Genomic DNA, 13,350 nt, shown 5'->3' on the forward strand with positions numbered 1-13,350 from the left:
TCAGTTCACGAACCCGGCAAGGCTGTTTTCGATGTTGCGCGGGTTCTCGCCCTGGGCAATGGCGATCAGGCCTTCGATGACCATTTCGCGCTCACGGGTGGTGTGGGCGATCACGCCTTTGAGTTTGGCTGACACCGGCAGAAACAGCAGGTTGGCCGAGGCGATGCCGTAGATGGTGGCAGTGAAGGCCGCGGCGATACCGTGGCCAAGTTTGCTTGGGTCGGCCAGGTTCTTCATTACTGCGATCAGGCCGAGTACTGCGCCGATGATGCCCAGCGTTGGCGCATAGATGCCCATGCCCTCAAACACCTTGGTCGCGGCCAGATCCTGCTGTTCCTGGCTGCCCAGTTCGATTTCCATCATGTGCCGGATGGTGTCTGGCTCCACGCCATCGACCACCAACTGCAGGCCCTTGCGGATGAAGGCATCGTCCTGCATGTCCACCTGCGGCTCCAGGCCCAGCAGGCCCTGGCGGCGGGCGATGTTGCTCCAGTCCACGATCTGTTGGATCAACGCGCGACGATCGGTGGCAGGCGGTTTGACCACCCAGCGCACGATCTTGAAGGCATGCTTGAACACGGCCGGCGAGGTATGCAGCAGGATCGCGGCGAGGGTGCCGACGATCACGATCACGAAGGCGGCCGGCGACCACAGCGAGGACAGGCCGGCACCTTTGAGGATGCTGCCGCCCACCAGTGAGAGCAGGGCGAGGAAAAGTCCAATGATGCTGAGTCGGTCCATGGTGTTGGATATCGGCCTGGTGAATGCGGTCTTGAGTTTGGGAGGCTTCAAGCCCCTCGCACTCAAGCGGGGGAGGGGTTGGGGTGCGGGGAGGCTTCTAGCCAACAAGCCCCTTACCCGTCCTTTTGGCGCCCTCTCCCGTATACGGGTGAGGGGAACGGCGGCTTCTCAGCCCGCGTCATGTGGTGCGCGATTGCTTACCCCTGGCCACCACGCAGGCCATCCACGTCGAGAATCAGCGCCATGCGTCCGTCGCCGATCAGGGTGGCGCCTGCATATCCGCGCAACCCTCGCAGCGCGCGCGGCAGGGGTTTGATGACCACTTCCTCGCGGCCGCGTACCTGATCGACCACCAGCCCGAACCGGGTTTCACCCATCTGCAGCACCACGATCGTCAGCAACGTCGTGGGCATCGGAGTGACACCGAGCCATTGGCGCAGGTCCAGCAATGCCAGCGTGTGGGTTTTGCGGTCGAGCACGGCGCGGCCGTCGAACCAGCCCAGCGAGGTGGCGGGTGCATGCAGCACTTCCATCACGCGCGCCAAAGGCAGGGCATAGACGTCCTCGCCAGCCTGCACCAGCAGCGTGGGCAGAATGGCCAGCGTCAACGGCACGCGGATCAGGAAGCGGCTGCCACGGCCCAGTTCGGATTGGATCTGGATCTGCCCGCTGAGTTCGCGGATGCGCGATTGCACGACATCCATGCCGACGCCGCGTCCGGAAATATCGGTGACCTGCTGCTTGGTCGAAAAACCGGGCAGAAACACAAGGTGCAGACATTCCTCGCTGGTCAGGCGAGCGGCGGCTTCGGGATCGATCAAGCCCTTCTCGCGGGCCTTGGCGCGCAGGCGCTCCGGGTCGATACCCGCGCCGTCGTCCTGCACTTCGATGCTGACGTAGTCGCCTTCCTGTTGTGCGGAAAGCCGCACGCGGCCCATGCGCGATTTGCCCTGGGCTTCGCGCAGGTCCGGCATTTCCACGCCGTGGTCGATGGCATTGCGGACCAGATGCACGAGTGGGTCAGCCAGCGCTTCGACCAGGTTGCGGTCCAGCTCGGTGTCAGCACCGATCAGTTCCAGGTCCACTTCCTTCTGCAGTGAGCGAGCCACGTCGCGCGCCACCTTGGGGAAGCGCGAGAACACTTTGCCCACCGGCTGCATGCGGGTGCGCATCACCGCCGATTGCAGGCGGGCGGTGGCGATATCCAGGGTGGATACCGCACGGTCGAGTTCTTCGTCTTTCAGGCGTGTGCGCAACGTCTTGAGACGATTGCGCGACAGCACCAGCTCGCCGATCAGGTTGACGATGGCATCCAGACGTTTGGTGTCCACGCGCACGGTCTGCTCAGGCTCGGCAGCCTTGGCTGCCGCTGCTTTAGGCGCAGTCGCAGGCTTGGCAGGCGTAACGGCTTCAGTAACCGGTGCCGCATGCACTGCGCCCGGTGCAGCACCACCATGCAACTGATCGAGCAGTGCTTCGAATTCGTCCTCGCTGATCAGCGCGTCATCCACCTTGGCCGGCACAGCGCCCGGCACGGTGCCGCCATGCAGTTGGTCGAGCAGGGCTTCAAACTCGTCTTCGCTTATCAGGTCACTGCCTGCGTTGACCGGCGCAGTCGTTGCAACCGGTGCGGTGCTGACATCGAACTGGGCAATCAGCGTTGCCGGGGCATGTTCCGGATCGGTGCCATTGGACACGGCATCAAGCATCGACTGCAGCCAGTCCAGCGATTGCTGGGCTGCGTCGAAGTGATGCGCCTGCAGTTCTGCCTTGCCGGCGCGGGCCATGCCCAGCGTTTCTTCGGCGGCGTGGCACAGCTCGACCATTGGTGTGATCGCCAGAAAACCAGCGCCACCTTTGAGCGTGTGGAAGCCACGGAACACGGCGTTGAGTTGGTCGCTGTCCTGCGGCGCCTGTTCCAGGGCCACCAGTTGTTCGCCCAGCCGGTCGAGGATCTCCTGCGCTTCGAGGATGAAATCGGCGGCGATGTCGTCGGCAAAGGCGCTCATGACTTACAGCCCCAGGTCCGATAAGAGGTCGTCGGCGTCGTGCTGTGAAACCGCGTGACGGTCCAGGCCCTTGAGCGCCGGCCCGGCCAGACCCGGATTGCGGGCTTCTTCTTCCGTTGGCGGCAAACCCAGGGCGCCGAAGCCCTCGTGCACACGGCGCACGATGCCGACCACGCGGCGGATGATCTGCCCGGTGAGGTCCTGGTAGCTCTGTGTGAGCGCCACTTCGGTGAGGTTGTGGCGGATGCGGTCGAGCAGTTGGTCTTGATCCGGGTTGAGGCCTTCTGCGCGCAGACGTTCGGTCAGCTCGCGGCATTCCTCGGCCAGATCCAGGGTGCGATGGGTGGCCTGTTCGGTCATCTGCACGACGTGGTCCAGACGTGCGCAGGCATCGTCCAGTTCGCCGGCTTCGGACGGTACGCTCGGCAGTTCGCCCAGCGCTTGCCCCAACTCGCGGGCCAAGCGACCCAGGCCGGCCATCATCGGTTGCGTGCGCGCTGCGGCCAGCGCGTCGATTTCCCGCCGCCAACTGGCTTCGTCACCGTTTTCCAGCGCCGCCAACGCATCCTGCAGGCGCTGCACCAGGGCCGACTTGTCGCTCAACGCTTCGGCGTGCAGGTCCATCAGGCGCTCGCTGCCAGGCGTTCAAAAATCTTGCCGAGCTTTTCTTCCAGCGTCTGTGCGGTGAACGGCTTGATGATGTAGCCGTTCACGCCGCACTGGGCGGCTTCGATGATCTGCTCGCGCTTGGCTTCGGCGGTGACCATCAATACCGGCAGGGTCTTGAGTTTGGCGTCGGCACGGATGGCCTTGAGCAGCTCGATGCCGGTCATCACCGGCATGTTCCAGTCGGTGACTACGAAATCAAACGGCTGGCTCTGCAGCAGGGCCAGCGCAGCATGCCCGTCCTCGGCTTCGGCAGTGTTGGTGAAGCCCAGATCGCCGAGCAGGTTCTTGACGATGCGACGCATGGTCGAGAAGTCGTCAACGATCAGGATGCGCATGTTCTTGTTCAAAGGATGTTCCTCTTCATGGTTCCCCAAGGCCGGCGTCAGCGGCCTCGAAACTCTTCAGCCGGCCGCGTAGACGCAGCGTGGCCTGGCCGTGGATCTGGCAGACGCGCGACTCGCTTACGCCGAGTACCGCGCCGATTTCTTTCAGGTTCAATTCCTGCTCGTAGTACAGCGAGAGCACCAGTTGTTCGCGTTCGGGCAGCAGCGCGATGGCCTTGCCCAGCTCGGCGCCGAATTGGCTGCGTTCGAGCATCTGCTGTGGGGTAGGGCCGCCGGTGGTCGGGGTGTCCAGCTCGCCGTGGTCTTCGATGCGCGATTCCAGGCTCAACACCTGGCCGCGCGAGGCGTCTTCAATCAGCCGCATGTATTCGGGCAGCGGGATTTCCATTGCCTCGGCCACTTCGCTGGCGCTGGCGGTGCGGCCACTGGCTTGTTCCAGGCGTCGGATGGTAGCGGCGGCGTCGCGGGCACGGCGGTGCACGGAGCGCGGTACCCAGTCGCCACGGCGGATCTCGTCGATCATCGAGCCACGGATGCGGATGGACGCGTAGGTCTCAAACGAGGCGCCCTGTTCTGAATCGTAGCTGCGCGAGGCTTCTATCAAGCCCATCATGCCGGCCTGGATCAGGTCATCAACCTCGACACTCGCCGGCAGGCGCGCTGCCAAATGGTGGGCGATGCGGCGTACCAGATCCGCATGGCGGGCGATGCAGTCATTGGCGGCGTTGCGCTGGACTTCCCGGTATTGGGCTGCGGCATTCATGCGCTCACCTTCTGCTGGAGGATGCGTTCCAGGAAGAACTCGACGCCGCCGCGCGGTGCGGTGGGCGCCTGCCAACGGGCAGTGCGACGGGCGATCTCCTGGATCGCCAGCGACGCCGGGGCCGAGGGATAAAGCTTCACTACCGGTTGCTGGCGCTGCACCGACAGGCGCAGCCAGTCGTCCTGCGGCACGCAGCCCAGGTAGTTGAGCGAAACATCAATCAGGAACTTCTCGCAGACGCGCACCAGTTTTTCGTAGAGGGCGCGGCCTTCGTTGGGATCGCGGGCCATGTTGGCCACCACCTGGACGCGGTCCACGCCACGTTCGCGCGAGAGCACCTTGATCAGTGCATAGGCATCGGTGATGGAAGCGGGTTCGTCGCAGACCACGACCACGGTGTCCTGTGCGGCCTGGCAGAACGTCAACACGCTGTCGGTGATACCGGCGGCGGTGTCGATGATCATCACGTCCAGATCGCGCTCCAGCTCGGAGAACACATTGACCAAGCCGACATGCTCAGCGGGTTGCAGCTCGGCCATGTGGCGGCGGCCCGACGCGGCCGGCACTACCAGCACGCCGTTGGGGCCTTCAACGATGACTTCTTCCAGCGTGCAGCGCCCGGCGACCAGGTCGGCCAGGGTGTGCTTGGGGTGCAGGCCGAGCACCACGTCGATATTGGCCAAGCCAAGGTCGGCGTCGAGCAGCAGCGTGCGTTTGCCCATGCCTGCCAGTGCCACGGCCAGATTGGCCGAGACATTCGTTTTGCCCACGCCACCCTTGCCGCCAGTGACGGCGATGGTGCGCACCGGGCCCGCAGGATCGCGCCGGGTGGCCGATAGCGGGAAGGTGTGGGTCAGCTTGGCGTACTCACGCGACTGCATTGTTCAACTCCGGATTGCAGGGCATATCGGCCGCGCGCCGCAAATCTTCAAGGCGAAGTACAAGATTGGCTGCCGAAGCCCGGTGCAGGTCTTCCGGGACGTCCTGGCCGTCGGTCACCCAGGTGATCGGCAGGCGGTGGTCCACGGCCACTGACAGGGCCGATCCGAAGCGGCCGGTCTCATCCAGCTTGGTCAGCACCAGGCCCTGCGGGTTGGCGGCGCTGAAGCGGCGCACCACTTCGTCCATGTCCTGGAAGGAGGTGTTGGCTGGCAGTACCAGCAACGTGCGGATCTGGCCGGCAGCGCGCAGCCACTGCAGCTGGGCGGTGAGGGCGCGGTCGCGTTGGCCCAGGCCGGCGGTGTCGATCAGCACCAGCTTGTAGTCGGCCAGGCGTTCCAACAGCTGGTTGAGGTTGGTGCTGCTATTGGCCTCGTGCACGGCGATGCCGAGCTGGCGGCCGAAGCCGTACAGTTGCTCGCGGGCGCCGATGCGCTGGGTGTCGGTGGTGACCAGGGCCACGTCGCGGGCGGCGTGGGCATCGGCAAAGCGGGAAGCCAGCTTGGCGATGGTGGTGGTCTTGCCGGCGCCGGTGGGGCCAACCAAGGCGATCACACCACCGGTTTCGATGGGGTCGATGGGCGCAACCGGCAGCTTGCGGGAGATAAGACCCAGCATCAGGCCACGGGCGCGGGCCGGTTCAAGGTCGGCGGGGATCTGCATGACCACGTCACGCGCCAGACCAGCGTCGAAGCCGTATTCGTCCATCAGATCCAGCGCATTGCCACGGACCGCGCTGCCACGCAGGCGTTCGTCAGTGAAGCGGTTCATCTCGCGCTCGATCATCTGGCGCATGCCGACCACTTCCTGACGCAACTGGTTGAGTTCGCGCTCGTTGCCAGCGTTGGTGATCACCTGTGTCATTGGAGCAGGTGCGGCTTCGGCGGCTTGTGGCGCGGCAATGGGTTCTGCGATGGCCGGCGCGACAATCGAAGCAGCAGCGGCTACGGCTTGCGGCATCGCGGCGGCAACGGGTGTGTCGTCATCCTGCGCCGGCGGATCAATGAAGAAGCGTGCGCGCTCGACCGGCTTTTCGCTGGCTGCTGCCGGCAATTGCGGCGGCGCGATGTTGACCGGTGCAGCGCCTGCGGGACGGAAAACCGGCACTACCGGCGGTTCGTCAGCGCTGGCGGGCAGGGTGGCGAAGCGCTGTGCTTCGGCCGGTATCGGCAGCTGCACGTCATCCGATGACGGGCGCTTGAGCATCGAGGCAAAGCGGCTGCCCGGGGCCAGCTCAATGCTGCTGTCGATAGAGCGGCCAGTAGCGCCGACGGCGGAACGTGCCAGTGCAGCCACCGCCGAGGTGGTGGCAGTGACGGGTTCCGGCTCAGGCACCCGGCGGCGGGTGACGGCGGCCATGATGGCTTCGGCGGCGCTGCGTGGCTTGGACGGTGCCGGCGCGGCAGGACGACTGGCGGCTTCCAGCGCCTGCTGTACCGCGGTTTCGTCGTAATGGGCAGCTGCCACGATTTCGACGCCTTCCTCGATGCGGCGGTTGGAAAGGATGACCGCATCCGGCCCATGCTCCTTGCGCACCAGGTTCATGGCGGTGCGCATGTCGGCGGCGACGAAACGTTTGATCTTCATGTTCTGGTACCGGGAGTGGGGCTGGCCCGAAGCAGCGGCGTTGGCGATGGCGGTGTCCTGCATGGCGTGGCGTGCTCCTTCGTGCGGGGTGTCTGGTAATGGGTCAGGTGTCTGTTTTCCGTCGCCAGCGCTGATGTCAGTGTTGGTTTCCGGGCTGCCTCAGCTGATCGTGCCGACCAGCTTCAGCCGCTTGTCTTCCGGTACCTCGCTGTAAGCCAGGACCGACAGCGAGGGAACGCTGTGGCGGACCAGGCGCGCCAGCGCGGCGCGGACCGGCGCCGGTACCAGCACGACCGCGGGCTCGTTGCGGGCCTCCTGCTTGCCGACACACTCGGCAAGACTCTGGTGGAGGCGTTCGGCGAGACCGGGTTCCAGTGCGGCACCATTGCCTTGTGTTGACTCCTGCAAGACCCGTTCCAGTTGCGGGTTGAGGGTGAACACCGGCAGTTCCGGCGACATTCCGGCGATCTCCTGCACGATGAAACGGCCCAGCGCGTTGCGCACAGCGGCGGTGAGCGCGGCGGGGTCCTGGGTAATCGGCGCGGTTTCCAGCAAGGCTTCGGCGATCTTGCGCAGCTGGCGCACCGGGATGCGTTCGATCAGCAGGTTCTGCAGCACGCGCGCCACGGTGGACAGCGGCAACGCCTTGGGCGACAGCTCCTCGGCCAGCTTGGGCGCGCTCTTGGCCAGCGTTGCCAGCAGTTGCTGCACTTCCTCATGGCCGAGCAGTTCCGGTGCGTGCTCGCGGATCAGGTGCGACAGATGGGTAGCCACGACGGTGGCGGGATCGACCACGGTGTAGCCCAGCGATTCGGCATGAGCGCGCTGGTGCGGCTGGATCCAGGTGGCGTCCAGACCGAAGGCCGGATCCTTGCCGGCAATGCCCTCCAGTTTGCCCATGGCGCTTCCCGGGTCCAGCGCCAGCTCGCGGTCCGGGTGGATGTCGGCGGTGGTGACGGGTACGCCATGAATCAGCAGGCGGTACGCGGTGGCCGGTAGTTCCAGGTTGTCGCGGATATGGACTGGCGGAATCAGGAAGCCCAGGTCCTGGGTGAGCTTGCGGCGCACGCCTTTGATGCGCGCCATCAGTTCGCCCCCTTGGGTTTTGTCTACCAGCGGAATCAGCCGGTAACCCACTTCAAGGCCCAGCGGATCGACCGGGCGCAGTTCGTCCCAGCTGAGTTCGGCGGTGGGCGACGCTGGCGGCGCCAAGCCAGGGATACCGGTTTCGGCACCTGTTGCAGCGGCTGCCTGCGGGTTGGCGGCCGCGGCGGCTTCGCGCTTCCAGAGTTTCCAGGCCAAGAACGCCAGAATCGCGGCCAACGTGAGGAAGGCCACGTTGGGCATGCCCGGCACCAGGCCGACCAAGCCGATGATGCCGGCGGCAATGCCCAGCGCGCGGTATTGGCCGAACACCTGGCCCATCATGGCTTGCGCCATGTCCTGCGAACGGGAGGCGCGCGTGACCAACATGGCGACTGCACTGGAAATCAACAGCGACGGCAGCTGCGCCACCAAACCGTCACCGATGGACAGCAGCGTGTAGGTGGCGGCGGCATCGCCGAACGCCATGTCGTGTTGCAATACGCCCACGGCTAGGCCGCCGAGCAGATTGATGAACAGGATCAGGATGCCGGCGATGGCGTCGCCACGGATGAACTTGCTGGCGCCGTCCATTGCACCGTAGAAGTCGGCTTCCTCGCGCACCTCTTCGCGGCGAGCTTTGGCCTCTTCACGCGTCAGCAAACCGGCGTTGAGGTCGGCGTCGATGGCCATCTGCTTGCCGGGCATCGCGTCCAGGATGAAGCGTGCGGTCACTTCCGACACACGCCCGGCACCCTTGGTGATGACCACGAAGTTGATGATCGTCAGGATCGCGAACACCACGATGCCGACCGCGTAGTTGCCGCCGATCACGAACTCGCCGAACGCGGCGATTACCTTGCCGGCAGCCTCGTGACCGTTCTGCCCGTTGAGCAGGATCACGCGCGTGGAGGCCACGTTCAGAGCAAGCCGCAGCATCGTGGTGATCAGCAGCACGATGGGGAAAATGGTGAAATCCAGCGGCCGTTTCACGTAGACCACGGCCAGCAGCACCATCAGCGAGATGGCGATGTTCAGGGTGAACAAGGCATCCAGCACGGGCGCTGCCAGCGGCACCACGACCATGGCCAGCAGCGCCAGCACGATCAGTGGCGCGCCAAGTCCCTGACGCAGCATGTCCATTACGCGGCGCGCGTTGAACCCCGAGGTCAGCGCGCTCATGGCTTGGCTCCCGGGCCAAATTCGTCAACCTCGAGCGGTGGTTGCTGCGGCATCGGGCCGGTGCGCCATTGGCGCAACTGGTAGACGTAGGACAGGATCTGGGCGACGGCCGAATACAGTCTCACGGGGATTTCCTTGCCAAGTTGGCTTTCGCGATACAAGGCGCGTGCCAAAGGCGGTGCGGAGACGATGGCGACCTTGTTGCCGTCGGCCACTTGACGGATGCGCAGGGCGACTTCGTCCACGCCGCGGGCGACCACGGTGGGGGCATTCATGCGGCCGCTTTCGTATTTCAGGGCGACGGCATAGTGGGTGGGGTTGACCACCACCACGTCGGCCGTGGGCACCGCTTCCATCATCCGGCGCTGTGACATTTGCATCTGCATCTGGCGGATGCGGCCCTTGACCTCGGGGCTGCCCTCGCTTTCCTTCATCTCCCGCTTGAGCTCCTCGCGGGTCATCTTCAGCTTCCGCAGCCAGTTCCACTTCTGGTAGGGCGCGTCGATGGCGGCCAGCAGTGCCAACGCACCGCCGGTGGCCAACAGCAGCTTGAGGGTGAAGCCCAGGCCGTTGCTGACGGCGCGTTCAAGCGGTTGGTGCAGCAGGCCGCGCAGGATGTCCATGCTGTGCCAGATGCACAGGCCGGCAGCGCCGCCGATTAAGGCGACGCGCAGCATCGACTTGATCAGCTCGGCCACGGCCTCCCCGCCATAGAGCCGCTTGAGGCCGCTCATTGGGTTCATGCGTTTGAGATCGGGCATCAACGCCTTATTGGAAAAGCGCAGCCCCCCCATCAATACCGGGGCGATGAAGCCTGCCAGCAGACACACCGCTATCACCGGGCTGACCGCCAGCATCAGCCGCAGGATCAGCCAACCGGCGTGACCAAACAGTGCCTGGGGGGTGTCCAGCAGGGAGGGATCGGGGCTGAGCGCCGCCTTCATCCATTCGCGGGAATTGTCAGCGACCGGCCCGGACAGCGTCGCCAGCGCCACCACGGCAGCCGTGAACACGGCAGCGGTCGCGAGTTCTTTCGAGCGCGGGATATTGCCCTGTTCCTGCGCATCACGCAGGCGTTTTTCGGTGGGGAGTTCGGTTTTTTCCCCGGCCTGTTCGTTCTCGGACATGGCACGGCGCGGATAAGGAGGTTATCCGGGTCGTGCAAGAACTGTTCCGAAATCGGGTGGTGGCGATCAGGGCGCCCGGCGGTACGGTTCGCTGCTGAGTACGCGCCTCTGTCGCGAGGGAAAAGGGAGAAAGGCTTTAAAAGCCGCCGTGGCCGACAATGTCCAGGCTTGCGGCGCGCTGAGCGCCTCGCCTGCTGCGGAAGTGGGGGCGGGGAGGCGACGCTATTCCGATGAAAACGCCAACGGGCAGGTCATAGACCTGCCCGTTGAGTGCAAACCACAGCGATTGGATCAGCCAAGAATTCCCGGCAAATCCAAACCCTTTTCCTTCGCGCAATCGATGGCAATCTCATAACCGGCATCGGCGTGGCGCATGACGCCGGTGCCGGGGTCGTTCCACAGCACGCGGGCGATGCGCTGGTCAGCGGCCTCGCTGCCATCGCAGACGATGACCACGCCGGAGTGCTGCGAGTAGCCCATGCCGACGCCGCCACCATGGTGCAGGCTCACCCAGGTGGCGCCACCGGCGACGTTGAGCATGGCGTTGAGCAGGGGCCAATCCGAGACCGCATCGGAGCCATCCTTCATCGATTCGGTTTCGCGGTTGGGCGAAGCAACGCTGCCGCTGTCGAGGTGATCACGACCAATCACCACCGGCGCACTCAACTCGCCGTTTCGGACCATTTCGTTGAAGGCCAGGCCCAGCTTGTGGCGCAGGCCCAGGCCGACCCAGCAGATGCGCGCAGGCAGGCCCTGGAACGCAATACGCTCACGTGCCATGTCCAGCCAGCGGTGCAGGTTCGGGTCATCCGCGATGATTTCCTTCACCTTGGCGTCGGTCTTGTAGATGTCTTCCGGGTCGCCGCTCAGCGCCACCCAGCGGAACGGGCCGATGCCGCGACAGAACAGCGGGCGCACGTAGGCGGGCACGAAACCGGGGAAGTCGAACGCGTTTTTCAGGCCTTCATCGAACGCCATCTGGCGGATGTTGTTGCCGTAATCGACGGTCGGAATGCCCGCCGCATGGAAGGCAAGCATGGCTTCCACATGGACCCGCATGGCGGCCTTGGCGGCATCGCGCACCTTTTCCGGGTTGGCCTGCTGTTCGGCCAGCCATTGCTCCACGCTCCAGCCCAGCGGCAGGTAGCCGTGCACCGGGTCGTGGGCGCTGGTCTGGTCGGTGACGCAGTCCGGGCGAACACCTCGGCGCACCAGCTCCGGCAGGATTTCAGCCGCGTTGCCGAGCAGGGCGATGGATTTGGCTTCACCGGTAGCGGTGTATTTGGCGATGCGAGCGAGCGCATCGTCGATGTCGGTGGCCTGTTCGTCCACGTAGCGGGTACGCAGACGGAAATCGATGCTGCTCTGGCGGCATTCGATGGTCAGGCTGCTGGCACCCGCCAATGACGCCGCCAGCGGCTGCGCGCCGCCCATGCCGCCGAGGCCAGCGGTGAGGATCCACTTGCCGCTCAGGTTGCCACCGTAGTGCTGGCGGCCCATCTCGACGAAGGTCTCGTAGGTGCCTTGCACGATGCCCTGGCTGCCGATGTAGATCCAGCTGCCTGCGGTCATCTGCCCGTACATCATCAAGCCCTTCTTATCGAGCTCGTTGAAGTGCTCCCAATTGGCCCAGTGCGGCACGAGGTTGGAGTTGGCGATCAGCACGCGCGGTGCGTCCGGGTGGGTGGGAAATACACCGACCGGTTTGCCCGACTGCACCAGCAGGGTCTGGTTGTCATCCAGGCGTTTGAGCGTTTCCAGAATCTTGTCGTAGCTCTCCCAATCACGCGCGGCGCGACCGATGCCGCCGTACACGACCAGCGAGGCGGGGTCTTCGGCAACCTCGGCGTCGAGGTTGTTCTGCAACATGCGGAACGGTGCCTCGGTCTGCCAGGACTTGCAGTTGAGCGTGTTGCCGCGCGGAGCGCGTGGGCTGCGGGACGGATCGTGACGGGTCATGCGTTTCTCCGGGAAGCGAAATCCAGGCAAGCGGCCAGCACTTGCTGCAAGGTGTTGCGGACGGGGGCGGCGTGCGCCGGGTCATAAGGCGTGGGCCAGCGGTGTTCGTCGACGTCGGCAGGGGCCGGCTCGTGCATGTAGCCACGGCAGCCCAGCTCCATCTGCAATGTGTGCACGCCATTGGCGGTGTTGCTGTAGTGGCGTGTAATCCAACCACCTTTGAAGCGCCCGTTGCGCACGTGGCTCATGCCACTCAGCGCGCACAGGTTTTCCACGACGTCAGTCAGTGCGTTGTCGCAGGATGTATCCGGCGCGCCGCTGGGGCCTGCACTGCCGATGTTGAACTGCGGCAGTTCGCCGTCGAACAGATGTGGGATGAGCGAACGAATGGAATGCGCGTCGTAGACGACCACGGTGTCGTGCAGCCCGCGCAGGCGGGCGATCTGGTCTTCCATCGCAGCGTGATACGGATCGAACCAGGTTTGCCGACGGCGCTGGATTTCAACGTCATCCGGCACGTGACCTGCGCGATACAGCGCTTGGTTGTCGAAGGTAGTCGTCGGGCACAGACCCGTCGTGTTCTGGCCGGGGTACAGCGAGATGCCAGACGGGTCGCGATTGACGTCAATCACTGAGCGCGAGATCGCCGTGCGCACGGTGGTGGCACCCAGTTCCCTTGCAGCGAAGGCGTATAGCTCGTGGACCCACCAATCGGCATCACGACGCGCCAGCCATGGCGAAACAAAATGGCTGACCAGTTCGTCAGGCAGCTCGGTGCCGGTATGCGGGAAGCTGACGATCAACGGCGCTTGCCCTTGGTGGATCTGCAGCCAATCCGGTTGGGTGGTCATGGTGAATTCCTGGGCTAGGCGGGGGAGAAGCAGGTACGTGGAAAAGATCGCGGCGTGGGATGGTGAAATCCGATGCAGTCTCTTCTCTCGCTTGCG

Annotated in this window: 11 protein-coding genes; all 11 read right to left on the reverse strand. The window is 64.7% G+C overall.

Annotated elements, in window-relative coordinates; all coding sequences use genetic code 11:
• Positions 1–741 (reverse strand): flagellar motor protein, encoded by a 741-nt coding sequence (locus tag PAN08_RS12440; protein ID WP_269791794.1) that lies wholly within the window; start codon positions 739–741, stop codon positions 1–3.
• A gap of 197 nt (positions 742–938) precedes the next feature.
• On the reverse strand, positions 939–2,750 hold the full coding sequence (locus tag PAN08_RS12445) for a chemotaxis protein CheA (RefSeq protein ID WP_269791795.1): 1,812 nt from the start codon (positions 2,748–2,750) through the stop codon (positions 939–941).
• A 3-nt stretch (positions 2,751–2,753) separates the two neighbouring features.
• On the reverse strand, positions 2,754–3,374 hold the full coding sequence (locus tag PAN08_RS12450) for a protein phosphatase CheZ (RefSeq protein WP_269791796.1): 621 nt from the start codon (positions 3,372–3,374) through the stop codon (positions 2,754–2,756).
• Positions 3,374–3,766 (reverse strand): chemotaxis response regulator CheY, encoded by a 393-nt coding sequence (gene cheY, locus PAN08_RS12455; protein ID WP_057635444.1) that lies wholly within the window; start codon positions 3,764–3,766, stop codon positions 3,374–3,376. The genes PAN08_RS12450 and cheY overlap by 1 nt, the downstream gene beginning before the upstream one ends.
• A gap of 13 nt (positions 3,767–3,779) precedes the next feature.
• On the reverse strand, positions 3,780–4,526 hold the full coding sequence (locus PAN08_RS12460; RefSeq protein WP_269791797.1) for an RNA polymerase sigma factor FliA: 747 nt from the start codon (positions 4,524–4,526) through the stop codon (positions 3,780–3,782).
• On the reverse strand, positions 4,523–5,407 hold the full coding sequence (locus PAN08_RS12465) for a MinD/ParA family protein (RefSeq protein ID WP_057635446.1): 885 nt from the start codon (positions 5,405–5,407) through the stop codon (positions 4,523–4,525). The genes PAN08_RS12460 and PAN08_RS12465 overlap by 4 nt, the downstream gene beginning before the upstream one ends.
• On the reverse strand, positions 5,394–7,052 hold the full coding sequence (gene flhF / locus PAN08_RS12470; RefSeq protein ID WP_269791923.1) for a flagellar biosynthesis protein FlhF: 1,659 nt from the start codon (positions 7,050–7,052) through the stop codon (positions 5,394–5,396). The genes PAN08_RS12465 and flhF overlap by 14 nt, the downstream gene beginning before the upstream one ends.
• 159 nt (positions 7,053–7,211) lie before the next feature.
• Positions 7,212–9,317 carry a flagellar biosynthesis protein FlhA gene (gene flhA, locus PAN08_RS12475; protein WP_269791798.1) on the reverse strand — a complete coding sequence of 702 codons (2,106 nt, stop codon included), beginning with the start codon at positions 9,315–9,317 and terminating at the stop codon, positions 7,212–7,214.
• Entirely contained in the window at positions 9,314–10,444 is a 1,131-nt protein-coding gene (gene flhB, locus PAN08_RS12480; protein ID WP_269791799.1) for a flagellar biosynthesis protein FlhB, read from the reverse strand. Before flhB ends, flhA begins: the two co-directional genes overlap by 4 nt.
• Positions 10,445–10,735: 291 nt before the next feature.
• Positions 10,736–12,403: a urocanate hydratase gene (gene hutU, locus PAN08_RS12485; RefSeq protein WP_269791800.1), complete on the reverse strand. Its 1,668-nt coding sequence runs from the start codon at positions 12,401–12,403 to the stop codon at positions 10,736–10,738.
• Positions 12,400–13,254, reverse strand: coding sequence for an N-formylglutamate deformylase (gene hutG, locus PAN08_RS12490; protein WP_269791801.1), 855 nt, complete (start codon positions 13,252–13,254; stop codon positions 12,400–12,402). Before hutG ends, hutU begins: the two co-directional genes overlap by 4 nt.
• Positions 13,255–13,350 lie beyond the last annotated feature (96 nt).

Source organism: Stenotrophomonas sp. Iso1, from assembly GCF_027497995.1.
In the GTDB taxonomy this organism is placed as follows: Bacteria; Pseudomonadota; Gammaproteobacteria; order Xanthomonadales; family Xanthomonadaceae; genus Stenotrophomonas.